Origin of the sequence: Acinetobacter indicus, assembly GCF_009914475.1 — a bacterium.
In the GTDB taxonomy this organism is placed as follows: Bacteria; Pseudomonadota; Gammaproteobacteria; order Pseudomonadales; family Moraxellaceae; genus Acinetobacter; species Acinetobacter indicus.
Genome location: NZ_CP045198.1, coordinates 2866434 through 2889968 on the forward strand (window position 1 = coordinate 2866434; position 23535 = coordinate 2889968).

Sequence of the window (23535 nt, forward strand, 5' to 3'; positions counted from 1 at the left end):
CAGGAATGTGGATGCACGCGGATGCAACAGTATCATTTTTCCCTTCATGACACCACACAACAGTTATTTCTGCATCGGGAGCCGGCCGCCGAGGCAGAATTTATCTGGCTGGACTATACCCGGGAAGATGTACGCCAGCATCCGGAACAGTGGCAGCAACAGGTACTGCAGCTCACCCAGCTGTGGCTGAACGAATATCATCTGCGCGATATTTTAAATCTGGAACATCCCTGCAATTTCGATAGTCTGGAAGATTATGACCTGCTGATTTTCCGCAAACTGATTACCCCGGATGACCAGATTTATAACTTTAATGACGAAGCGCATGAGCATGTGTTTGGCTTAAGCATCACACCAGTCAGTTTTATTCTGACCCCGCAGGTGCTTATTACGGTGCGTGAGCAGGGCAATAAAGCCATTGAAAATTATATTGCCCGTTTAGATACCATTTTAAGCCGGCCAGCTGAAGAGCAGAATAAACCGAAAAAACTGGCAACCTCGCCTCTAGATTTGGCCTTACGTTTACTGAACAGTATGGTCGATGACTATTTAAATCTGCGCCATCCTTTAACCCGCCGGGTCGAGTTTTGGCAGCGTGAGCTGTTGCAGGGCCATCGCCGTTTTAACCAGTGGCATCAGTTGCTACAGGAAAATATGGCATTTCAGCATGTGGAAAATCTGTGTGAAGAACAGATTGATACCTTGCAGGAACTGCGCGATGAAATTGTCGAAAACTATCTGCATTTAAAAGGCAAGAAACGCAGTGAAAAACAGGAAATCATGCTGGTGCGGGTAGATGACTTAAGCAGCCATGTGGCCCGCATCCAGAAACATACCTTGCGTTTAAGAAGTGCCATTCAGGCGGCCATTGATCTGCATTTTTCTGCCATTGCCAACCAGACCAATGAAAATATGCGGATTCTGGCGATTATTACCGCGGTGTTTGCACCCTTAACCCTGTTAACCGGAATTTATGGCATGAATTTCGTGATGATTCCGGGGCTGGGTTCACCCTATGCTTTCTGGGTGATGCTTGGCACCATGCTTATTACCACCTTGTTGCTGCTGTATTATTTTTATCGGCGGCATATGGTGGGACGCGGTGAAAAAAGTGTGCTGGACATGCTTTCGCAGCGACCGGATCGGACCCGGATTGACCTGTTCTGGTTTCTGGATTATGTGCCCGGCAAGCCGTTACCACCGGAAGGTCAGAACGCTCTTCGAGATTCTCAGCTTAAACCAAAATAACGCAGTCCTTCATTTGCCTGCCCGAAAGAAAGCATATACTTTCTTTCGGGCAGAATGCAGATTTCATCGCACTGCAATAAAAACCGGTTAAGGTGAAGATGAAGGATTTTGCTGGGCCTGCTGCAAAAGCTGATAAATCTGATCTTTCAGTTTTAATTTTTTGCGTTTCAGCGCCTCGATATCATCATTAATCTGATGAACCGGATCAAGCTCGAGCTGGCTGATTTTCCGGTCCAGATGTTCATGATCTTCAAACAGGCGCGCAAAATGTGGGTTGTCTTCGCGCAGTTGTTGCATTAATTCCCGAAACTCCGGGAACATGAGTTTGACCTTTTTGTTGCATTCTTTTGTTTTCATTGCGACCGTCTATTTTCCCAAAAATAAAGAGAGGGAAATACGCAGATTTCCCTGTAGAGAGTAAATGGCGTGGTGCCTAGCTTTGTCTTAAATGCAGATGTTTGACTTCTTTGCGCAAATTTTGCAGTTCATCAATCAGGTCGAGCATCATGGCGACGGCAGAAAAGCTGGCATTAAAATCGCGTTGCAGGCGATAGGCCTGGCGGGCACGAGAGACATCTTCCCCAAAGAACTGGTGAATCCGTTCTTCCGGACGTGAAGGGAGAATGTCATATTCTAAAAGCTGTAATACCCATTCTGGGCTTTGACCACAAGCTTCAGCAAAATGCTCTAAATCAAAAGATACGCGCTCATCTATAATTTCAGCTTGTGGGCGACCAGACTGGGAGTTTTCGCGATATTGGATCGTGGTCATGGCTTACTCCTTTTAGCTTGAACTTGTTAAAACAAGGAAGAGCAGATGCATGGGTTGCTCTATCGCAATTTTGGGTCTATGCGCTGCGCTCTTGTTGTTTTATCTGAAGGATTAATTTTATTTAAAACCATATTTCAGCATTTGGCTGTTTTGTTTGGTATTCCTTTGTGCTTGAAACGTAGCCTTGCTTGCTTTTTCGCCATTTTGCTGGCAGCAAGAACAGTCAACAGGCCTACCTTCAGCTTAAATAAACTGTTTAAATTTTATTCATTATTCAGGCTTTCGAGAGGGACGGACAGAGGGTAGAGCAACTATATTGTTTCAAATTATGTCCATATCATTAAGATAAAATGAAGGCTTCCGTAGAAGCCTCTTGTAAACTTGTTGAAGAATCAGTATTTAATCCAGGTCACACTACGACCGATCACGGAAACACCGACATAGCCGCGTAAGGTCAGGCGTTTACCGTTGGCACTTAGGCGTGCCTTGCCTTTATAGACTTTGCCACCAATCGGGTCGAGTACACTGCCTTGCACAAACTGTAACGGGTTTTTTGGATCCTGCTTAAAGCCCCAGATAAATGGCAAGCCGATAAACGGTTTGTTTTTAAGCTGGCCCGGACATTGGTGGCAAATATTCATTTTTTCTGCACCCGGAATGTTGCGGGTTTCAACAATAATACCTTCATAGGTGCCATCTGGCTTTTTACGGATTTCGACATCGGCACGGGAATAACTGGTACGGTCATCAATTGTTTTCCATTTCCCCACCAATGGATCATTCTCTGCGAAAGATACACCTGAAACTGTTGCCAAAAGCAATCCAGCAACAATCCCTGTAAACCCCTTTTTCATGATTATTATCCCCAACGCCATGCGCGTTATTAAAATTAGAGTAAAGTGCCTAATTCTATAGAAGAAAATACTGTTAAATCAATGAAATAATAAGTGAAAACGATCACAATAAGGCAGTAAACCGCTAAGTGGTTGCAGCTATTACGCGCGCTTGAATTCATCGGTCAGGTTATACAGAGAATGTGTGCGTACGCTAGATGAATAAATTGGTACGGTTTGTCGCAACCCCATAGCTTAAAAAAGATGAGTAACAGCTTGAGCGAGATTGATGCTGAGTTCAGCAAAAAGCGTGCGCTATTTGAACCTATATCTGCAGGGTCATAAAGATTGAATAAACGCATAAAACTGAACATAAAAAAGAGACCAAACTGTTCTCCAATTTGATCTCTCGGACATTTTAAATTGTACAGCTTAGCTTAGGTGTTCACCAAACAGGCCGAGTGCTTCTTCTGCAGTAAACTGATAACGTGCATTACAGAACTGGCAATCCATCACAATCGGGTTTTGATGTTCCAAGGTTTCGCGTACTGCATTGGCCCCAATCTGGGTCAGTGCCGTAGCACAGCGTTCTTTGGAACAGGTACAGCCAAATTTAAGATGTTCAACTTCTGGCAGACGTACTTCTTCTTCGTTGTACAGACGGTACAATACTTCCTGAACTTCCAGATCGGTCAGTTCGCTGGTTTTCAGGGTTTCGGTCAGCATGGTCAGACGTGGCCATAAATCTTCATCTACACGTTGCTGTTCTTCTTCGCTATTTCGCGGTAACAGCTGAATCAGCAAGCCGCCAGAACGCTGGTCGTTGCTGGCCAGTACAATACGGGTGGGAATTTGTGCAGATAAATCATAGTATTGCATCAGGCAGCCGGCCAGATTTGGCTTGTCTAAAGGCACAATACCCTGATAACGCTCACCAAATTCTGGTTCAATATTAATAAACAGCACCGGATTAACCAGGGTTTTGAGTACCGTGCTGCTGTCTTCAGCCTGCTGGAAATGCGGATCTGCCTCATAATCTGCCAAAGCACGAATTTCACCCAGATGGTTACATTCGGCCATTGCCCATTTAAAGGTACCGCTGGCTTGAATTTGCAGGCTAATCCGACCTTTAATTTTTAAGGTACTGGCCAGCAAAGCGGTGGCACTGAGCATTTCTCCCAAAAGGACCTGAATGGCTGGCGCATAGTCACGTTGGGCCAAAATAGTTTGCAGGGCTTCTTCAAGATGAACAATCTCACCGCGGACAGGGCTATCTTCAATAAAAAAGCGTTGGCGTAAATCAGACATAAAATTCTCCATAACCCTGCATTAATGGTGATGATATTGTAAATCACAAGTCAGTTTGATTCATTACGTGTTACATCAATATGATGGTTTTGTAGTGAACGCTTTAAATCTACACCGGTCGGGCTTTCCCGGACCTGGGCATCATTCTCGAACAGGTGCTCCAGCTCGGCCAGTGCATTGCGATGAGTTTCATAGATTTTTTGCTCATCGGTATAAATGTTCTGCTGCTGGGCCAGTAATTTTTCATCATAACTGCGAAACAATTCGATACTCTTGTAAGCATCTTCTTCAGCAATACCCTGGTCGCGCAGCGCGCAATAGGCCATCCCTAAAGAAGATAAATAGGTTTCGCGCCAGATGTGTTCAACGCCTAAATCCCGCAATAAATGCACATGATGGCGGTCACGGGCACGCACCAGCAGTTTGAGCTGTGGATAATTCAGGCGGATATGCCGAGCCACATTCATCGAGTCTTCAATATCATCAATGGCCAGAATAAAGGTCTTGGCATGTTCAATCCCGGCGGCACGTAAAATATCGGGCTGGGTGGCATCGCCATAATAGACTTTGCCGCCATAATTGCGCACAAAATCGACTTTATCCAGGTTGCTGTCAATGGCGGTATAGGGTAGGTGCTGCAAATAGGCCACCCGTGCAATAATCTGCCCGACCCGGCCAAAACCGGCAATAATCAGCGCTGGATGCGCATCGGGAATCTGGTCATATTCCGGCGTCTTGTCCTGATTCAGACGCGGAATCACCTGGCTGGTCATGAACCAGTACAGCACCGGGGTTAGCACCATCGACAGGGTCACCATCAGGGTAATTGGCTCTAAAATGGCCTGTGCCACCACTTTTTCTGTTAAGGCAACCTGTAACACCACAAAGGCAAATTCACCGCCTTGCGCTAGACAGGTGGCCAGTAGCAAACTGTTTTGCCAGGAATATTTAAAATACCGGGCAATTGCGGTCAGGGAAATAAATTTCACCAACAGCAGTACTAAGGCGCCGCCGAGAATGAACAGCGGACTGTCGATCAGCAGAGACATCTGAGTGGTCATCCCCACGGTCATGAAAAACAGGCCCAGCAATAGTCCTTTAAACGGTGCAATACTGGCTTCCAGTTCATGCCGGAATTCGGAATCGGCCAGTAGCACCCCGGTCAGGAAGGCGCCAAGCGTGGTGCTAATCCCCAAGACATCCATCAGGCAGACCACGGCCAGCACAATAAACAGGCCGACCGCGGTAATCAGCTCATGCGCGCCGGTTTTGGCAACAAAACGGAAAAACGGGCGCATGAGATAACGGCTAAATAAAAACAGTCCGCTAAAGGTGGCCAGAATCGCGGCGAAATAGGCCAGCCCGTGATGGGTCGATTCGGTACCGGCCAGCAAGGGAATAATCGCAATTAATGGAATGGCGGCGATATCCTGAAACAGCAGAATTGAAAAAGACTGCTGGCCATAACTGCTGTTCAGTTGCTGTTTTTCATTTAAAAGTTGCAGCACAAAGGCGGTTGAGGACAGGGCCAGGGCAAAACCAATAATCAGGCTGGCGGCAATCTGCTGCTGCAAACTGAAAAACACCAGAATCGCCAGTAACAGGCCAGTGACGGCCACCTGCGCGCTGCCCATGACAAAAATCGACTGACGCATTTGCCAGAGCCGCTGGGGCCGCAGTTCCAGACCAATAATGAACATCAGTAAAATGACGCCAAATTCAGCCAGTTCCTGAATGGCTTCCGGGTCGCTGGCGATATTGAACACGCTCGGGCCCAATAAAATACCGGTAAACAGATAGCCGAGTACGGTGGCAATCCCAAAACGCTTGAGCAGCGGAACCAGTAATAAAGAGGCACCCAGAAACAGGGTGATTTGCAGCAGTAACGACATCGACAATCCTAGGAGTTATGGTGCCCTCAGGCTGCAGCCAAGTCAGTGGTTAACTGAATTCCTGAGGGTCTATATCTAAGCTAAGTTTCATATTTGATGGCTTGTGATGCAACATATTTTGCCACCATGCACGTAGATAAAAATGTAAACGGGCACGATCTTGCGACAACAATACTAAATGGGCCTGATAGCGGCCGGCCTTGCGTTCCATTGGTGCCGGAATCGGTCCCCAGATATCAATTAACTGTTCAGAATTTTCTCGCAGCCATTGAGCATGTTGCTGTAAAAACTGCTGATTCTGCTCCTGACTTTTAGATTCGCAGCGAATCAGGGCGGTATAGCGAAATGGGGGCAGCAGGGCAGCCTGACGTTCTTTTAAGGTTTGCCGGGCAAAGGCACGATAATCCTGCTCGACCAGCGTGCTCAGCAGCGGATGATCAGGACGCAGGGTCTGTAAATAGACATCGCCTTTATGCTCACCGCGACCGGCACGACCGGCCACCTGCACAATCAGCTGCGCAGTCCGTTCCGGTGCCCGGATATCAACACTTAACAGGCCAGCATCAATATCTAAAATCGCTACTAAGGTGACATAAGGAAAATGATGACCCTTGGCCAGCATTTGGGTGCCGAGTAGAATCAGCGGCTGGCTGGTTTGAATGCGGTCATAAATTTTTTGCCAGCTGCCGACGCGGCTGGTGGAATCGCGGTCTACCCGCACCACCTCATAGTCCGGGAACAGCTGTTGTAGGTTTTCTTCAACCTTGGCTGTGCCCATACCCAGGGTTTTCAGTTCGCTATGCTGGCACTGCGGACATTGCTCCGGCTTGCGGTGAATGGTGCCACAATGATGACAATGCAGATGGGTATATGGACTATGATGCAGGGTAAAGTTGGCATCACAGTGTGGGCATTGTGCCTGCCAGCCACAGCTGTCACAGACCAGCACTGGCGCATAACCGCGGCGGTTTAAGAAAATTAGCACCTGTTCTTTTTTCTGCAGGCGTTTCTTGATTTCCTGAATCAGCAGCAGGCTTAGACCTAGCTGTTTTTGCGCAACTTTTAAGTCAATGATGTGAATTTTGGGCATCAGTGCCGGGCCGGCACGCTGGTTCAGTTCCAGACGGATCATTTTACCCTGTTCCGTTAAGGCATAGCTGTCAATGCTGGGCGTAGCTGAACCGAGAATCACCGGGCAGTTTTCTAAATGGGCACGGTATAAGGCCACATCACGGGCATGGTAACGAAAGCCTTCCTGCTGTTTAAATGACAGGTCGTGTTCTTCATCCAGAATAATCAGCCCCAAATTGGGCAGCGGGGTATAAATTGCCGAGCGCGTACCAAGAATAATGGAGGCTTTGCCGGTCTGGGCGGCCTGCCAGGCCTGCAGACGTTTGCTGTCATTTAAACCGGAATGCAGCAGCGCAATATGACAGTGAAAACGTGACTGGAAGCGGCTAATGGTTTGAGGAGTCAGGCCAATTTCCGGCACCAGCACCAATACCTGTTTACCCTGTTTTAGCACTTTCTGCATGATTTGCAGATAGACTTCGGTTTTACCACTGCCGGTCAGACCATCGAGTAAAAAGGCCTGATAACGATGCTGTGCTTTCAGTACGGTTTCAATGGCCTGTTTCTGGTCGCTGTTCGGGGTTAACGGCATTTGCGCCAGCGTCATTGGCACTGGGCTAAAATCCTGCTGTTCCAGATCGCAGTAGCAAATCTGCTTTTTTTCCAGCGCTTTTAAGGTTGCAGTTTCAATACCGGCCAGATTCAGGATATTTTCTGAGGTCCCGCTCGGATGCAGCTTCAGGACTTTATAAGCCTCCTGCTGCTTCTCGGAGCGCTTCAGTTTGGCTTCGGCCTGATCATCCAGTAGTTTCCACATTCGTGCCAGTAAATTATACGGGCGTCCCTGACGTAACAGGCTGGGCAGGGCGCTATGCATCACTTCGCCAATCGGAAACTGATAATACTGCGCCGACCATGTCAACAAAGTTAAAACTTTCTGATCTAGAATCGGCTGCTGGTCGAGCAGCTCGCTAATGGCTTTCAGTTTAATCTTGGGGTCAAGCGGATGATTGGGCGGGAGTTTTTCAATAATGATGCCCACCAGATTCTGCCGGCCAAAGGACACCAGCACCCGCGCGCCAACGGCAGCCTGCTGATATTCAGCCGCACTGAGCATATAGTCAAACCCGTCATACAGATAGACCGGAACAGCTACACGAACACGGTAGATGGGGGCGGGATGAACGGGCGAATTTGGCATAACAGCGGGTCTGCTTCCTGATGAAAATGTCGTCGTGCTCGATCTGGAGTTATGATAGAGTGAGCAAATAATTTATATCTCAGAATATGAATGATTTTGGTGGTGAGACGCAACTGCGTTGAATAATTTTTTGGAAAATTAGAGCATTACAATGCCTGCATATCAGTTTACAGCCCTTGATGCATCAGGAAAGCAGCAAAAAGGGGTTTTAGAAGGGGATTCTGCACGGCAGATTCGTCAGCAATTGCGTGACAAGGCCCTTATCCCGATTAGTGTTGATCCGGTAGAACAAAAACAGAAGCATCAGGCCCAGCGCTGGTTCCAGAAAAAAATGACCGCTTATGATCTGGCCTTAATGACCCGGCAGCTGTCGGTACTGGTGGCCGCAGCCATTCCGCTGGAAGAAGCCTTGCGCGCCGTGGCCAAGCAAAGTGAAAAAGTCCATGTGCAGAATTTATTGCTGTCGGTACGCTCCAAGGTTTTAGAAGGATATTCACTGGCCAATGCCTTACAGCAGTCGGGGCATTTTCCGGATTTATATATTGCCACCATTGCCGCCGGGGAACGTTCTGGACATCTGGATTTAATTTTGGACCAGCTGTCGGACTACACTGAAAACCGCTTTGCCATGCAGAAAAAAGTGCAGGGCGCGATGATTTATCCGATTATTTTAATGCTGATGTCCTTCGCGATTGTGATGGGGCTGATGACCTATGTGGTGCCGGATATTGTCAAAACCTTTGATCAGGACAAAGGCGCCTTGCCATGGATTACCGTGGCGTTAATGCAAGCCAGTGATTTTATCCGTCTGGCCTGGCCCTTTTTGCTGGTCGGGACGATTCTGGGCATCTTCCTGTTGGTCCGCTTTTTAAAAACCTCGGCCGGCCATTATGCATTTGATCGTTTAACCCTCAAACTGCCACTATTTGGTAAACTGTCACGTGGTATAAACGCAGCACGTTTTGCCAGCACCCTGTCGATTCTGACCCAGTCCGGTGTACCATTGGTTGATGCCTTAAAAATTGGCGCTGCGGTCAGCAGTAACTGGGTGATCCGCGATTCGGTTAATCTGGCGGCCGAGAAAGTCACCGAAGGGGGGAACTTGGGCACCCAACTGGAGCGCAGTGGTTATTTCCCGCCGATGATGGTACAAATGATTAAAAGTGGTGAAGCATCGGGTGAGCTCGACCGGATGCTGGAGCGCGCATCGACCATGCAGGATCGGGAGGTGACCACGCTCATCTCGACCTTACTGGCGCTGCTGGAGCCCTTAATGCTGGTGCTGATGGCCAGTATTGTGCTGGTGATTGTGATTGCGGTGATGCTGCCAATTGTGAATATGAATAATATGATTTAAACAGAAGCCAGTTAGAATTTTGCTGTGATCAAGATTCAAGTGGAAATTCTGAATGATGCAAATAAATGAGAGAGATTGAATGAAAAGGAATCAATTAAATAAACAGACAGGCTTTACCTTAATCGAAGTCATGGTGGTGATTGTTATTCTCGGTGTGCTTGCTGCGCTGATCGTTCCGAACGTGATGGGACGTGGTGAAAAGGCCAAAGTCGATACCACCGTGATCAAGTTACAAAGCATTGCAGGTTTTCTGGATCAATACAAGCTGGACAATGGCAAGTATCCAAGTATGCAGGAAGGTGGTCTGGATGCACTGGTGAATCAGCCCGCGACTGCAAAAAACTGGGTGCCGGGTGGTTATGTTAAAGGTGGCTATCTGAAAGACAGCTGGGATAATAAACTGCAATATGTAATCCCGGGCACCGATGGCCGAAGCTTCGATCTGTATTCATTTGGTGCAGATGGGGAATCGGGTGGTGAAGGGACTAATGCAGATATTTACTATCAACCATAAAGTTGTAAGTTAAATGTTGAGTTCTTCGGATAACCTCAGTCGATTAGCATATGCGGCAAGAGTTGGCTTAATCAGTATAATTTTTAATTTATGTACAATAGTTATAGTAAAAATTTTAAATTTTTCAAATTTTTATATAGTTTTTATTATATATGTTGTTAGCTTCTTGCTCATTTTACCTTTCTCGCTTAAGCGTTTACATCATATCAATATCTCAAGATGGTGGGGGATAGTTATCTTTTTACCGATAGTAAATTTACTATTCATGCTATTCCTTTATTTTAAACAAGGTACATTAGCAGTTCGTGAAAATAAAATTTGGGAAAAGCTTTTAGGAAGTTTAACTATTTTTATGCATATATGTATCACAACAAGTATTTTAATAGCGCCTTTTGTCCCGAACGTGATGGGCCGTGGTGAAAAAGCCAAAGTCGATACCACCGCAATTACCTTAAAAGGTGTGGCCGGCGCGCTGGATCAATACAAGCTGGACAATGGCCGTTATCCGTCCATGCAGGATGGTGGTTTAGATGCGCTGGTCAATCAGCCCGCGTCAGCTAAAAACTGGTTGCCGGGTGGTTATGTCAAAGGCGGTTATCCAAAAGACAGCTGGGACAATGACATTCAATATGTGATTCCAGGCTCTGAAGGTCGCGCTTTTGACCTGTATTCTTTTGGTGCAGATGGTCAGCAGGGCGGTGAAGGCACCGATGCCGATATTTATTATCAGCCTTAAGCCGGCTTGATTATAAATGCCGTGATGGAATATATCACTTCACCTGATTGGACTATTCAATTAAAGGTGAAGTGATAATAGCTCTTAATTATAAAAAATATACTAATATCTTGATAAATATAGATTTAAGATAATCTTCCAGATTTGAGATTCATAATAAGAATTATTCCCAACAGTACTGATTACAATAATCCCGGGAATGTGGAGCAATATCATCTATTTATTTCATTAAAACCGTTCATAATAAGTCAAAAGGCACATATTTGTCTGGAGGATGGTATGAAAGCATTAATCTTGTCGGATGAAATTAACCAGTTTCACTGGACGATGCTGAAGTCTGTTCTGCTGATTTTAAGCCTGCTTCCCTTGAGTCAGGGCTTTTTGCATCTCTGGCAAAGCACCGAAGGCAGCAGCCAGATTATGGTCGGTTTCTTCGCCCTGAGCCTGATGAGCTCGTGCTTGCTCTTAAGTTTCTGGTCGGCGCTACAAGCCACTATTTTAAAACTAGAACCAGAACAGGCCTCTTGCTTTGAGCAGGCAGTGGTAAAAGTCTATCGTTATTTGCCGATGCTCTCTCTGGCGGCGATGCTGTCCTATCTGGTGACCCAGCTTTAAATATAGACAAAATAAAAAAACCGAGGCATGCACCTCGGTTTTTTTATTACGCCTCCCTTTTACAAAGGGTGAGAAGTACTGCTTCGCAAGGGAGGGATTTATAAAGTTAATCCCCTTAACCCCCCTTTGATAAAGGGGGACTTCATAGGCGAATTATCTTCTCGACTTAAAGCTCACATCGACCTTACGTGGGCGGAAACGCCATCCAAGTAATAACAGCAGGGCTGAGAGAATCAGCACCGGCCAATCACTAAGGCGGGTATACAGGGTCTGGCCCTGCATTGCCGGTAATTCACCGCGCAGCACCGCTTCCTGATCAATTGGAGCCTGCTGCACAATATGGCCCTGATGGTCAATAAAGGCGGTCACACCGGTATTGGTGGCCCGAATAAACCAGCGGCCATTTTCTTTGGCACGCATCTGCACCATCTGTAAATGCTGCCACGGGCCGGCTGTACCGGTAAACCAGGCATCATTGGACACAGTCACCAGAAAATCACTCTGGCTGGCATTACGACGGGTCAGATTCGGATAGGCCACTTCATAACAGATGGCTGCACCCAACGGCGAGTTGTGAATCATCAAGGGCTTTTGTTCTTTGGCACCGCGCGAAAAACCACTCATGGATGGATCATTCTGCAAGGCCGGCAAGACCCAGCTTAACAGGCCGGATAAAGGAATATATTCACCAAATGGTACCAGGCGCTGTTTCTTGTATAAGCCTTCTGAATCTGTACCGGTGGCCATAATACTGTTGTAGTACATCGGCTGGCCATTTTGCTGCGATTCAGGCAGGTCCCAATACGGAATGCCGGTGACCCAGGCACTTCCCGTTTTTTCCGCCTCGGTTTTCATGGCGGCTAAAAACGGTTCGATATCGGTCTGGAACATTGGAATGGAAGATTCCGGCCAGACAATCAGGTCGCGGCCCCATTCGGTGCGGGTCAGTTCGCTGTAGATCAGCAGGGTTTTCAGTTGATATTCGGTCAGCCATTTCAGGTCTTGCGGAATATTGCCCTGAATCAAGGACACGGACAGCGGCGGTTCATCTTTCTGGTTAACAAAACTGAGCTGGGAAGCACCCCAGGCACCAGCCAGGAGCAGCAATGACGGCACCAGCCAGAAGATGCGTTTATTCAGGATTTCCACCAGCGCACAGGCCAGAATAAGGGCCACAAACGACACCCCGAACACCCCGAATAAGGGCGCATAGCTGTCCAGAAAACGCTCGGTAAAGGCATAGCCGACAAATAGCCACGGGAAACCGGTAAATACCCAGGTTTTGGCCCATTCAAAGAACACCCACAGCGGAGCGAAAGTTAGCGGCGTTTCCGGGAAGAAGCGGCGATACAGCCAGGTCTGAATGGCGGTAAACAGCCCCATGGCCAAGGCCATAATCGCAATCATCAGCACGCTTAAAATGGCCGGGGTATCTCCATAGACATGAATGGAGGTATATAGCCAGAATGCACCGACAAACCACAGGCCAATGCCGTAGGCCCAGCCAATAAAAAAGGCCTGTTTGGCAGAACGCTGACGTAAAACTGCATAAAGCAAGGCCGGAGACAGCAGGGCAATCCACCAGTAATAATACGGTGCCAGGGCAAAACTGAAAATGGCACCTGCGATTAAGGCAATCAGCAGGGGATAAACTAGCGGGAGCTGTTTGTGTTGTTGGGATGAATCTAACAGCTTGGTGAAATAAGTCCTCATTGACGTACAGCTCGAATCAGATGAATAGTGCGCGCATCTGCTTCAAGAATCTTAAACTGCCAATCCCCAATTTCAATAATTTGACCTTGCAGATCACTCACCAATCCAATTTCCTGAAGCAGTAAACCGCCGACAGTTTCTACTTCATCGTCAGAAAAATCAGCATCTAAAACATTGTTAAAGTGTTCAATTGGTGTAAGTGCCTGTACCAGCCAGGTGTTGGCGGTCTGTGGATCATGATCGGGCACAATGTATTGTGCTTCGGCATCAGCCTGATCATGCTCATCTTCAATTTCGCCGACAATTTCTTCCAGAATATCTTCTAGGGTTACCAGACCTGAAGTACTGCCATATTCATCAATCACAATAGCAATATGGGTCTGGGTATTTTTCAGCATACGCAGGACCTGATCAGAACGTGCACTTTCCGGCACAAATAGTGGCTGACGCATCAGTGCTCGGATATCAACCTTCGGCGTTGGTTCGGTCAGAAAGGGTAATAAGTCTTTGGCCAGGAGAATGCCCACTACATTGTCAGGCTGGTCTGAAGAAAAGACCGGAAAGCGTGAATGGGCCGACTCGACCAGTACATGCAGAATATCCAGCAGCTCATCATCTTCCTGCAAGCTGATCATGGAAGTGCGCGGGGTCATAACCTCACGGATTTTGGTGGCCGGCAAATCCAGCACACCTTCCAGCATTGCCACAGTATCGGGTTCTAAAAAACGACGTGAATCTTGTACTAATTTTAGCAATTCATCGCGGGTTTCCGGTGCAGTACCTAACCATTTACGTAAGCCACGCATACCCCACGATGGGCCTGATTCCTCGTGCATGATCCTTCCTAAAGACTCGTTGTATCTAAAAAACTTGATTTAATCATACCGCAGAAAATACAGTTGTCTATTGTTTATCGACTTTCGCCGAAACAATGAATTTGATGATTTATCAGGTGGATAAAGCCAGCTTGCAGCTTCAGTGGTTTTGCTGGCTTTGTGTTAGAATAGAAAAATTGTATCTCGCCGAGTTTTATTATGTCTGATTCATCCATTACCCCTGCCATTCAGCTAAATACGCGCGGTCTGCGTTGCCCTGAACCAGTGATGATGTTGCATCAAGCCATTCGTAAATCTAAATCGGGCGATGTGGTGGAGATTTTTGCCACCGACAATTCTACTTCGTGGGATATTCCAAAATTCTGTATGCATTTGGGCCATGGGCTGCTGTTACAGGAAGAAGTACTGGATGCTGCCGGTAATAAAGAATTTCATTATCTGGTCAAAAAAGGCTAGGCCATCCTCCACAATGCCGCGGTTTTAAAGGCCATACTTTTTATCGGATAGTTACATATTGATAAACAAGCGGCCGGGTTGAAGCGATGTTTTATGTGGTTATTTTGTATAAAATAGCCACACTTTTTTTAGCTATTTATTACAGAACAATGATGCCAAGCAATATATTTGCAGCACTAGAAAAATTAGGCCTCAGCCCACAAAAACGTGCCCTCCATATTCAATTTTCTCAGCCTGCCTTAAATACCGATGTTTTTTTACAGCGCATCGATGGTGAACACCAGCTCAATGACGGTTTACATGCCGAACTGATCTGTCTTTCGACCAATGCCCAGATTCCGTTAAAACAGTTTATCGGCGCGCAGGTTGCCGTCGATCAGGTCACTGACCAGGGCCAGCTATTTCGCAGCAGCGGTATTATCACCGCAGCCGCGCAAGGCCAGAGTGATGGCTCTCTCACCCTCTATAAACTCACGCTAGAAGATCCCACAGCACTCTGGCATAAACGCCGTAACAGCCGTGTGTTTATGAATAAAAGCGTGCGTGAGGTCAGTGAGATCTTATTTAAAGAATGGCAAAACAAAAGCCCGCTCTTTGCCGCCAGCCTGACCCTGGACTTAACCGGACTGACCCAGGAACTGGATGTGCGTCCCTTTATCATGCAGTCCAATGAAACCGACTATGACTTTTTGACCCGGCTCTGGCGCAGTGAAGGGATTAACTGGCTGATTGATGAAGCCCAGTTACAGGTCGTACATTCCAGCAGCCCGCTTCAGGCCCAGAAATTACGCCTGATTGATGATAACAACCAGTACAGCGCCTTAAATCGTCGCAGTATCCGCTTTCATCGCTCCAGTGCCACCGAACAATTAGACAGCATCACCCAGTTGATTGCCCAGCGCAGCCTGCAACCGACCGCCGTACATCTGCAACGCTGGCAGTCAGACAGTCTCAGCCAGGAAGAAGGCGCTGGTTCTGTACAAAGCAAACACCAGCACAGCCACAATCAGGACAATGCCAGCTTAAGCCTGGAACAAGCCTGGCAGATCAGCCCGGCCTGGATGCAGGATTTAAATGGTGAAGACCAGGCCACCGCATCCTCTAATAACCAGCTGGACAAACTGAACCAGAACCTCAGTCACTACCACGACCTGCAATCCAAATACTTCAGCGCCCATTCCACCGTCCGTGATGCCCAGGTCGGCTACTGGTTTGAACTGAATGAACACCCGGAAATTGATCAGCACAGCGCAGCAGACAAAGAATTTCTAATTACCGGCAAACAGTTCTATAACCAGAACAACTTACCTAAAGACCTCAATCAGCAGATTAACCAGTTACTCAGTCAAAGCCACTGGCATAGCCATTTTAGTTTTCAACAAAAACAACACCCGGATGAACGTCAAGGCAATACCTTAACCTTACAACGTCGCAACATCCATACGGTACCGGAATACCATCCACTACAGCACCGACCGGCGGCTCATCCACAGCGCGCCCGGGTAGTCGGTCCTGCTGGCGAAAGCATCCATGTCGATGAATGGGGACGGATTAAAGTCCGTTTCCTGTTTACCCGCAGTGATGACCATCAGCATGATGGCGGGGCCGGCAGTAATGACAATGACACCGATTCCGCCTGGGTCGATGTACTGACCCCCTGGGCCGGAGAAGGCTACGGGGCACGTTTCCTGCCACGGATTAATGAAATTGTGGTGATCGACTTCTTTGACGGTAACATCGATCGGCCCTTTGTCGTGGGGCGTCTACATGAAGCAGAACGCTCGCCAACCCAATTCGACCAACAAGGCCAACTCCCCGACACCAAAAAACTCAGCGGGATCCGCTCACAGGAAATTGAAGGCAGTGGCTTTAACCAGCTGCGTTTTGATGATACTCCGAAGCAGATCTCTGCCCAGCTGCAAAGTAGTCATGGTTCTACCCAACTGAACCTGGGGAACTTGAGCCATCCCAAAGCCAGCGCTGAAAGTGACGGTCGGGGTGAAGGTTTTGAACTGAGAACCGATCAGTGGGGTGCAGTACGTGCTGGAGAAGGCTTACTGATTTCGACCCATCCACAGGCACAAGCCGAAGGCAATCATCTTGATACCAGTGAGGCCAAATCCCAGATTGAAGGCTCACTGAACAATGCCCAAGCTTTAAGTGAAGTGGCCAAAAACCAGCAGACGGATCCTTTAGAAGTTCTTGATAACTTAAAGAACTTTTTAGAACAGATCGAACAGCAGGATGAAAGCAAAGCTGCTGCTTTTAAACAGGCCTTAATGATTCTTAGCGCACCAAACTCTATTGCCTTAAGTAGCCAGCAAGATGTGCATCTCTCTGCTGATGGTCAGATCAGTCACAGTGCCGGAGAGAGTATTAACCTCAGTACGCAGCAGTCTTTGATTGCCCATGCCAGTCAGAAACTGAGCCTGTTTGCAGCCCAAGAGGGTGCACGACTGTATGCCGGTAAAGGCAAGGTTGAGATTCAGGCACAGGGTGATGGGGCAGATCTTATTGCCAGAAAGGGGGTGCAGATTATTTCGACTGAGGCAAATGTCGACATCACCAGTGCGAAAGAAATCGTACTGACCGCAGGCGGTTCGCAACTAAGAATAAATGCTTCAGGGATATTTCCTACGACTGCAAGTAAATTTGAGGTGAAAGCGGGTCAGCATCAGTTTGTACCTGGCACGAAAGTAAATATGAACTTACCATTCTTCCCACAAAGTGTGTGTTGGGAATGTTTGGCACGAAGAGCAAGTCAACGTGGTGCATTTGTCAATAAAGGGGATGGTTCATAAATGATAAATTTATTACATCCTGATTTACATCATTTTTTTGAAGAATATCCATCTGAGGAAAATAAGACTTATTTTATTTATGCGTTGGCTGATGCAGCACAAGACAGTTGGTTCTTAAAAAAGAATTCACATTTACATTATCGCAATTTATTAAAAGAAGCTGCTGGTGATAAAGCTGCAGAAATATCACCTCATTTGGTTCAACTCGGGCACAATCATAATATCGAGTGGCACTATATCTCTAAACGCGTGGTTGGGACTCCTCGATTAACCTTAATAATAAGTTCTTTAGATTTTGATAGTTTATATTCACATTTGAGACAATTTCTAAATGTCCAATTTGAAGGTGGATTAGAGATGTATTTAGCATTTTGGGATCCAGCTATTCTTGGTACTTTAGTTGGTCAAATTTCAGATCAGACTCTTTATGTTCAGCAACAAGTGTTATCAGACCAGCAGAAGAAAGTGTTATTAGAGCCTATTCATAGTTGGTGGTATTGGGATCGAAAAGAAAAATTACATAAAATCATCGGTGGTAATGGTCATGAATCTCTGAAATTTTATGATTGGAAAAATCCGTTTACATTTACGCTACTACAAGAAGAATTGATGGTGGAAGCAACCTTTCCTGACCATTTGATTTATTATCTAAATCTGAATAATCCCTTCTTGGTTGAGGGCTTTAATGAATGGGAACTTTACCAGTATGTTGTGGAAAAAATAGCATTAGCACGTGAATATGGTTTGGAGGGTACTCGGGATATTTTAAATTTTATTTGTCTAACGTTGATATATAAAAATACTTTCGAGCAAGAAGAGCTGCTTCAAAGTGTGCTGCTAAAAGTGAAAAATAAGATGATGACAATGGATCAGGCGATGGAAGACTTAGAGAGTTTAGTTGACGAAAACGAATAAACTCATAAAACATAACTTTATGCTAACACAATTAATTTGGCATCAAAGAAACGTGAAGTTAGGAATATTCTTTAAGTAAATTAAAAATTATAGGTGATGTGATGAATATATTTAAAAAAATTGTGATGCTGCCAGTAGGCTTGGCTTTAGGTTTGGTTGGTTGCAGTGCAGGCTCAAGTAAAACTTATATACTTACGACAACCTCCTTTAATTATGATCCAAGTTATCGCACATATGATGTTTTGTTAAATGAAGAGTTAATTGGTAGTGGCGGTACGAAAAGATCGGCAGTTATTACAGGACCACAATATGTTACATGGGGGCAAACAAATATTCGTAAACAACACGTTGCAAAAAATATTCCTTATTTAACCAAAGAGGATTTAAAAGGAAAAAGTTATTTAGCAGTGCATCTCTATCCGGATGATAGTGTTGAAATTACACTTACAGATTCTGAAAGCATGCCTAATGCTACACAGAAAGGGCTAGAATGGAGAAATAAACTACGAAAAGAGAAAAATAATAAATAGTGGTGTCCTATGATAAATAATATAAAAAGTTAAGAATACAAATCAAGATGTAGATAATCTTGGTCCACAAAAAAACAAGACTGTGCTGATGGGGATTCAAGTTAGTCATCCTATTTATGTATCTGGTGTCGGAACCTCATTTAATCGTGAGCTAAATATAGTCGAAAAAAGAATAGCCACAGTGCAAGATTATGAGTTTACAGGTGGTGTAAGACGGATAAGATATGGTGAAAATCAAATCAGTATTAACTTTTCAAAGCCGTTCGAAAAGAAGTTGGAGTCGCGACAGGTGATGTGATGAATATATTTAAAAAAATTGTGATGCTGCCAGTAGGCTTGGCTTTAGGTTTGATAGGATGCAGTTCAGGTTCCGGTAAAACCTATGTTCTAACGACCACATCATTTGGCTATGATCCAAGTTATAGACCATATATTGTACGAGTGAATGGCGAGGAGGTTGGAGGAGGCTTTGGGGCAGCCACTAAACGATCTGCGATTATTACTGGACCACAATATATTACATGGGGACAAACAAATATTCGTAAACAACACGTTGCAAAAAATGTTCCTTATCTGACCAAAGAGGACTTAAAAGGAAAAAGCTATTTAGCAGTGCACCTTTATCCAGATGATACGGTTGAAATCACACTGACTGAAGGGCGGAATATGCCTGATGCTACAAAAAAGGGATTAGAAGTAAGATCAGAATTAATTGATGAATTAAATGAGAATGATAAAAAATAAAAAGGTAAGAATATGGTTTCTCAATTACAAAAAATAAAAAATAGCAATCAAGATGTCAGTAATCTGCATCCACAAGCCAAGCAAGATTGTGCGGATGTAGTTAATATTGCCGTTTTTTTTGATGGAACAGGAAATAATTTAGAGAGCGATCAAGATAAACAAAAATTGGCAAATCCAGCTAAATTGTGGAAAAATGCTCAGTCATATGCTCTATTTGAAGAAGAAAAAAATCGATTAGATATTAAGTTAAGTCATCCAATTTATGTATCTGGTGTGGGAACCCAGAGATGGATCCGTAAATTTGAACAACTCCTATAAGTGATATTCTGCTCCTCAAATGATGTTATAAACATCAATATATGGAGTATTTTATGGCACGTAGACCAAGAAGAAATCATTCAAATGATTTTAAAGCTAAGGTAGCACTTGCTGCGATTAAAGCAGAAAAAACACTTGCTGAATTGAGTGCTGAGTTTGATGTTCATCAAAACCAAATTATTGACTGGAAAAATCAATTGATCTCAGCTTCCTCGCAAGCTTTCGATCAATCAAAAGCTCCAACAGAACCACCCATCGATCTAAAAAAACTACATGCAAAAATCGGTGAGCAGGCATTAGAAATTGATTTTTTAGAAGGTGTGTTGAAGAAACTGGGCCGCTTCAACCACAAAAGTTAATCGACGACTCACTTCAGATTTCAGTATCTAAGCAAGCTAAGCTGCTGAAAGTCTCCCGTGGTTGTTATTACTATCGCCCAAAACCTGTGAGTGCATCAGATCTGAAGCTGATGCGATGTATTGATGAATTACATATGCAATATCCTTTTGCAGGCAGTCGTATGATGCGTGATTTGTTGAATCGTCAAGGACATCATATAGGACGACGTCATACACGTACTTTAATGAAGAAAATGGGTATTCAGGCGTTATATTGCAAACCAAATTTAAGCCAGGCTAATCAAGCTCACCGTAAATATCCATATCTGCTCAAAGGGTTGGCTATTCAGCGCAGTAATCAAGTGTGGTCTACGGATATAACGTATATCCCTATGGCAAAAGGCTTTGTTTATTTATGTGCTGTGATTGATTGGCATAGCCGCAAGGTACTTGCGCATAGGGTATCGATTAGTATGGAGGTGGATTTTTGTATTTCGGCTTTAAATGAAGCGATTGAAAAATATGGTCGACCTGAAATATTTAATACAGACCAAGGCAGCCAGTTTACCAGTGATGCATTTATTGATGTATTGAAATCAAATGGCATTCAAATCAGTATGGATGGTAAAGGTCGATGGGTAGATAATGTGATGGTTGAACGATTATGGCGGAGCGTTAAATATGAAGAGGTGTATCTCAAAGCTTATAGCAGTGTCACAGATGCGAAAAAGCAATTAAGTGCATATTTTGAGTTTTATAATTTGAAACGACCTCATTCGAGTCTAGACAAAATGACACCAAATGAGTTTTACTATGATCAGCTACCCCAACAAAACAAGGTGGCTTAACTAGAGCGGAATATCACTTATAAATACGCTTTTAGTTGTTCAAACAAGTGGGACCACCTCTCCCCATTTAATGGTGAGCTGAGCAAAGTTGATAAAATAATAGCTAAAGTGCAAGATCATGACCTTTCGGGCGGTTTTACAGGCGTTGGTGGTAGAAGACGCTTAGAATATGGTGAGAGTCAAATCAGTAAAAGTTTAGAAAACACCTTAAAACAAAAAATAGCCCAAGCCGAAGTGACCTTAAAGCCTCAAGTTGAAGCGCGAAAAAATGAAGCGATAGTTAAAATGGAGGCAAAGCTCAACGAACATCGTCTAATCAAAAAAGTTAATTTATCGATCTTTGGTTTCTCACGCGGGGCTGCGCTGGCACGGGTATTTTCTAATGAAATGATTTGGAAAACTGAAACTGAGGACTTGAGTTTAAAGTATCAAATCTCAGGTCAAGCAGAACCTGCACCGATGGAAATTCAGTTTTTAGGTATATTTGATACTGTTGCATCTTTTGGCTTACCGGCGACGAATATGCCAAATAAATTCAGTTTTAAAGGTCGAGACATGGTGATCGATCCGAGAGTAAAAAATTGTGTGCATCAAGTCGCGGGGAATGAGTTACGTTTTGCTTTTCCTGTAGATTCAATTTGTGTAGATGGTAAATTAGCTAACCCAAGAACATGGAAAGAAATAGTCTATCCTGGGATGCATTCCGATGTGGGTGGTGGCTATGAGCCAAGTTCACAAACAATTAGTAATAATTTCACCCGTATTCCTTTAAAAGACATGCTTGAAAGTGCTGAAAATTCAGGTGTTAAAATTTTTAATTATGAAAATCTTAAAAAAGAAGACCCTATTTTGTTTGAAGATGAATTTCAGATTGAAGAAAAAACCCAGCAACTTTTTGAGGCCGTTCAAAAAGCAGTAGGAGCCTCGACAGGTGAGGTAAAAAAAGACATTATAAATTATATGAAGCTTCAATATGGTGCCTATGGAACTTTACATCGTCAACGACAACAATATTTAGCACAGGGTAATTCAAAAGAAAATCCAGCTTATCTTTCAGTGAGTCAAATTGCTCGAGAAGAAGCCGGATTTTCTTTACCAACCGGTCCTGCTGATATGGCCACTGAAGTTGAAAGAGTTAAAACAGCTAAAAATTTCACCACATTTGATCAATCTAATTTAACAGGTATAAAACACGTATTTAGAATCATTTATCCATTTGCTAAAGCTTATGAGTTTTTAGTCGATATAGATGATTGGGAATTACAGAGTTGGGAAAAAAATGTTTCACAAGAAGCAGTAGATTTTTATTCAAGCTATGTACACGATTCTAAATATGGTTTCATCTATAATGCAGAGCCATTTAGTTACTTTAGACAACGAACGGTATATGAATCAAAACGAAGCTGGAAAGGTAAAAGAGTCGATAAAAAATTAGGACCTGTCCACGAGCAAATAGCTTATGAAAACAATGAACTTGAGAAAACTTAGAATAATAAGTTTTGAAAGTTAATAAAAACCCTAAGTGGGTTTTTATTAAATAAATTACCTGTTTGGATATTTAGGGTCACTCGTAAGATCAGGTATAACGTGCATAATATTCTGTAAAGGATCTTTAATATCTCGGTCTTACAGCGTATGCGGTTGGCTGTATTAATGAAGAATAAAAAGTCATGACGAGTTTTTAGATGTATGACATGTTAAAAATTGAAGGCCGAATCTAACGTTTGGAAGTTTATGATGGAACTTTAAATACCTCAGGATCTTCGGGAGATACACAGATTGGTGCTTCTGCTATTTTAAGTGGGATTACGGAAAGTGTTTCTCTGTCAGCCCAAACAGTAATTTTAGCTTTACATAGCCGTTTACATGTTAAATCTGTAGTGCTGGAAATAGATGGTCGAGCGTGTATAGGTCAGTTTCATCGAGCTTTATTTGAAGGAAATGAATATGTGATTTGTGTAGTAAGACGTCTTAAAAATAATCTGTATGAACTATATTCCGTATTAAGTCCTAAAACAGGTTTACTGCATATGCAAGTAGGGATGGGCGCTGCAGTTAAACCACATGATGCTTCAGTAATAAAAGGAGGCAGAATTTGGTATGGGATTACATGTGTATTAGTTACAATTATATTTTTTTTGGATTAGAGGATTCAATTTAGAAGACTTCTGGGTTTGGCTTTTTAGTTCTGTAGGCAGCTATTTTATTTTTATATTTATTGTAAACAATGCATCACGTTCATTAAAACATTATTCAGAAAAGTCAGAGCAAATTTTTGCTTTATATGGATTTAAAGACCCAAAGGAGCTACTTTTATTACCGAGCCGTTATTTTAGTGAAAAAGATTGTTTAATGTTAGAAGTAGTGTTTGAATACCGGAAAATTGTTGATGAAGACCCATACCCAGAAAGCTATATCGAAAATAAAGCATCTTTAAAATAATCTGGTTGTATCGCGCTTGATTCAATGATCAGCCAGTTGAATGATCT

Annotated in this window: 21 protein-coding genes and 2 pseudogenes; 15 read left to right on the plus strand and 8 right to left on the minus strand. The window is 44.3% G+C overall.

All coding sequences use genetic code 11. The features are described from left to right. The first annotated feature begins 21 nt into the window (after window positions 1–21). Complete coding sequence (locus tag GA693_RS14050; RefSeq protein WP_160241666.1) at window positions 22–1248, plus strand: CorA family divalent cation transporter; 1227 nt, start codon at window positions 22–24, stop codon at window positions 1246–1248. Window positions 1249–1335: 87 nt separating this feature from the next. On the opposite strand, the gene GA693_RS14055 is transcribed toward GA693_RS14050, so the two are convergent. The 6 genes from GA693_RS14055 to GA693_RS14080 all read right to left on the minus strand — a co-directional run bounded on the left by GA693_RS14055 (window position 1336) and on the right by GA693_RS14080 (window position 8325). Next, a complete protein-coding gene (locus tag GA693_RS14055; protein WP_034598128.1) occupies window positions 1336–1605 on the minus strand; it encodes a YdcH family protein in 270 nt (89 codons plus the stop codon). Window positions 1606–1681: 76 nt separating this feature from the next. Continuing rightward, the gene (locus GA693_RS14060; protein WP_005181858.1) at window positions 1682–2020 is read right to left on the minus strand and encodes a chaperone modulator CbpM; all 339 of its coding nucleotides are present in this window, start codon (window positions 2018–2020) and stop codon (window positions 1682–1684) included. Window positions 2021–2412: 392 nt separating this feature from the next. Then, window positions 2413–2874 (minus strand): DUF2147 domain-containing protein, encoded by a 462-nt coding sequence (locus GA693_RS14065; RefSeq protein WP_005181860.1) that lies wholly within the window; start codon window positions 2872–2874, stop codon window positions 2413–2415. A 411-nt stretch (window positions 2875–3285) separates the two neighbouring features. After that, window positions 3286–4161, minus strand: a complete 876-nt coding sequence (gene hslO / locus GA693_RS14070; RefSeq protein WP_075175495.1) for an Hsp33 family molecular chaperone HslO — start codon at window positions 4159–4161, stop codon at window positions 3286–3288. Between the two features lie 50 nt (window positions 4162–4211). Beyond that, window positions 4212–6053, minus strand: coding sequence for a monovalent cation:proton antiporter-2 (CPA2) family protein (locus GA693_RS14075; RefSeq protein ID WP_016659637.1), 1842 nt, complete (start codon window positions 6051–6053; stop codon window positions 4212–4214). A 49-nt stretch (window positions 6054–6102) separates the two neighbouring features. Further along, window positions 6103–8325, minus strand: coding sequence for a primosomal protein N' (locus tag GA693_RS14080; protein ID WP_160241665.1), 2223 nt, complete (start codon window positions 8323–8325; stop codon window positions 6103–6105). A 151-nt stretch (window positions 8326–8476) separates the two neighbouring features. Here GA693_RS14080 and gspF point away from each other — a divergent pair, with 151 nt between their 5' ends. The 5 genes and pseudogenes from gspF to GA693_RS14100 all read left to right on the plus strand — a co-directional run bounded on the left by gspF (window position 8477) and on the right by GA693_RS14100 (window position 11547). Further along, a complete protein-coding gene (gene gspF / locus GA693_RS14085) occupies window positions 8477–9682 on the plus strand; it encodes a type II secretion system inner membrane protein GspF (RefSeq protein ID WP_005181870.1) in 1206 nt (401 codons plus the stop codon). A gap of 79 nt (window positions 9683–9761) precedes the next feature. Continuing rightward, window positions 9762–10196 carry a type II secretion system major pseudopilin GspG gene (gene gspG, locus GA693_RS14090; protein ID WP_160241664.1) on the plus strand — a complete coding sequence of 145 codons (435 nt, stop codon included), beginning with the start codon at window positions 9762–9764 and terminating at the stop codon, window positions 10194–10196. Window positions 10197–10209: 13 nt separating this feature from the next. Further along, window positions 10210–10431 (plus strand): annotated as a pseudogene (locus GA693_RS15020) (hypothetical protein); the annotation flags it as partial. A 117-nt stretch (window positions 10432–10548) separates the two neighbouring features. Next, complete coding sequence (gene gspG, locus GA693_RS14930; protein WP_228718909.1) at window positions 10549–10932, plus strand: type II secretion system major pseudopilin GspG; 384 nt, start codon at window positions 10549–10551, stop codon at window positions 10930–10932. 279 nt (window positions 10933–11211) lie between these two features. Further along, window positions 11212–11547 (plus strand): hypothetical protein, encoded by a 336-nt coding sequence (locus GA693_RS14100; RefSeq protein WP_016659636.1) that lies wholly within the window; start codon window positions 11212–11214, stop codon window positions 11545–11547. Window positions 11548–11700: 153 nt separating this feature from the next. Here the strand turns inward: GA693_RS14100 and lnt are convergent, their stop codons facing one another. Beyond that, window positions 11701–13260: an apolipoprotein N-acyltransferase gene (gene lnt / locus GA693_RS14105; protein ID WP_160241662.1), complete on the minus strand. Its 1560-nt coding sequence runs from the start codon at window positions 13258–13260 to the stop codon at window positions 11701–11703. Continuing rightward, complete coding sequence (locus GA693_RS14110; RefSeq protein WP_005181878.1) at window positions 13257–14096, minus strand: HlyC/CorC family transporter; 840 nt, start codon at window positions 14094–14096, stop codon at window positions 13257–13259. Before GA693_RS14110 ends, lnt begins: the two co-directional genes overlap by 4 nt. Window positions 14097–14294: 198 nt before the next feature. Between GA693_RS14110 and tusA the strand changes: the two genes are divergently transcribed. From tusA to GA693_RS14155, 9 genes and pseudogenes are all read left to right on the plus strand, one after another. Then, window positions 14295–14552 (plus strand): sulfurtransferase TusA, encoded by a 258-nt coding sequence (gene tusA, locus GA693_RS14115; protein ID WP_160241661.1) that lies wholly within the window; start codon window positions 14295–14297, stop codon window positions 14550–14552. A 149-nt stretch (window positions 14553–14701) separates the two neighbouring features. Then, window positions 14702–17353, plus strand: a complete 2652-nt coding sequence (locus GA693_RS14120) for a type VI secretion system Vgr family protein (protein WP_160241660.1) — start codon at window positions 14702–14704, stop codon at window positions 17351–17353. After that, window positions 17354–18268: a DUF4123 domain-containing protein gene (locus GA693_RS14125; RefSeq protein WP_160241659.1), complete on the plus strand. Its 915-nt coding sequence runs from the start codon at window positions 17354–17356 to the stop codon at window positions 18266–18268. Between the two features lie 101 nt (window positions 18269–18369). Continuing rightward, entirely contained in the window at window positions 18370–18798 is a 429-nt protein-coding gene (locus GA693_RS14130) for a hypothetical protein (RefSeq protein ID WP_075167225.1), read from the plus strand. Between the two features lie 297 nt (window positions 18799–19095). Next, window positions 19096–19542, plus strand: a complete 447-nt coding sequence (locus tag GA693_RS14135; RefSeq protein ID WP_160241658.1) for a hypothetical protein — start codon at window positions 19096–19098, stop codon at window positions 19540–19542. Between the two features lie 12 nt (window positions 19543–19554). After that, window positions 19555–19860 carry a hypothetical protein gene (locus tag GA693_RS14140; RefSeq protein WP_228718908.1) on the plus strand — a complete coding sequence of 102 codons (306 nt, stop codon included), beginning with the start codon at window positions 19555–19557 and terminating at the stop codon, window positions 19858–19860. Between the two features lie 53 nt (window positions 19861–19913). Next, window positions 19914–21046 (plus strand): IS3-like element ISAba14 family transposase gene (locus GA693_RS14145; RefSeq protein WP_223155595.1). Its coding sequence is split into 2 segments (ribosomal slippage): window positions 19914–20166 and window positions 20166–21046, totalling 1134 coding nucleotides; the frame shifts between segments, so codons are not numbered across the junction. A 108-nt stretch (window positions 21047–21154) separates the two neighbouring features. Beyond that, entirely contained in the window at window positions 21155–22534 is a 1380-nt protein-coding gene (locus GA693_RS14150; RefSeq protein ID WP_228718907.1) for a T6SS phospholipase effector Tle1-like catalytic domain-containing protein, read from the plus strand. A 236-nt stretch (window positions 22535–22770) separates the two neighbouring features. Then, window positions 22771–23488, plus strand: a pseudogene (locus GA693_RS14155) (putative type VI secretion system effector). Window positions 23489–23535 lie beyond the last annotated feature (47 nt).

Bases quoted from the DNA above. Each gene is read 5' to 3' on its own strand.
- GA693_RS14050 (WP_160241666.1), top strand. From the start codon at position 22: ATGCAACAGTATCATTTTTCCCTTCATGACACCACACAACAGTTATTT.
- GA693_RS14055 (WP_034598128.1), bottom strand. From the start codon at position 1,605: ATGAAAACAAAAGAATGCAACAAAAAGGTCAAACTCATGTTCCCGGAG.
- GA693_RS14060 (WP_005181858.1), bottom strand. From the start codon at position 2,020: ATGACCACGATCCAATATCGCGAAAACTCCCAGTCTGGTCGCCCACAA.
- GA693_RS14065 (WP_005181860.1), bottom strand. From the start codon at position 2,874: ATGAAAAAGGGGTTTACAGGGATTGTTGCTGGATTGCTTTTGGCAACA.
- hslO (WP_075175495.1), bottom strand. From the start codon at position 4,161: ATGTCTGATTTACGCCAACGCTTTTTTATTGAAGATAGCCCTGTCCGC.
- GA693_RS14075 (WP_016659637.1), bottom strand. From the start codon at position 6,053: ATGTCGTTACTGCTGCAAATCACCCTGTTTCTGGGTGCCTCTTTATTA.
- GA693_RS14080 (WP_160241665.1), bottom strand. From the start codon at position 8,325: ATGCCAAATTCGCCCGTTCATCCCGCCCCCATCTACCGTGTTCGTGTA.
- gspF (WP_005181870.1), top strand. From the start codon at position 8,477: ATGCCTGCATATCAGTTTACAGCCCTTGATGCATCAGGAAAGCAGCAA.
- gspG (WP_160241664.1), top strand. From the start codon at position 9,762: ATGAAAAGGAATCAATTAAATAAACAGACAGGCTTTACCTTAATCGAA.
- gspG (WP_228718909.1), top strand. From the start codon at position 10,549: ATGCATATATGTATCACAACAAGTATTTTAATAGCGCCTTTTGTCCCG.
- GA693_RS14100 (WP_016659636.1), top strand. From the start codon at position 11,212: ATGAAAGCATTAATCTTGTCGGATGAAATTAACCAGTTTCACTGGACG.
- lnt (WP_160241662.1), bottom strand. From the start codon at position 13,260: ATGAGGACTTATTTCACCAAGCTGTTAGATTCATCCCAACAACACAAA.
- GA693_RS14110 (WP_005181878.1), bottom strand. From the start codon at position 14,096: ATGCACGAGGAATCAGGCCCATCGTGGGGTATGCGTGGCTTACGTAAA.
- tusA (WP_160241661.1), top strand. From the start codon at position 14,295: ATGTCTGATTCATCCATTACCCCTGCCATTCAGCTAAATACGCGCGGT.
- GA693_RS14120 (WP_160241660.1), top strand. From the start codon at position 14,702: ATGATGCCAAGCAATATATTTGCAGCACTAGAAAAATTAGGCCTCAGC.
- GA693_RS14125 (WP_160241659.1), top strand. From the start codon at position 17,354: ATGATAAATTTATTACATCCTGATTTACATCATTTTTTTGAAGAATAT.
- GA693_RS14130 (WP_075167225.1), top strand. From the start codon at position 18,370: ATGAATATATTTAAAAAAATTGTGATGCTGCCAGTAGGCTTGGCTTTA.
- GA693_RS14135 (WP_160241658.1), top strand. From the start codon at position 19,096: ATGAATATATTTAAAAAAATTGTGATGCTGCCAGTAGGCTTGGCTTTA.
- GA693_RS14140 (WP_228718908.1), top strand. From the start codon at position 19,555: ATGGTTTCTCAATTACAAAAAATAAAAAATAGCAATCAAGATGTCAGT.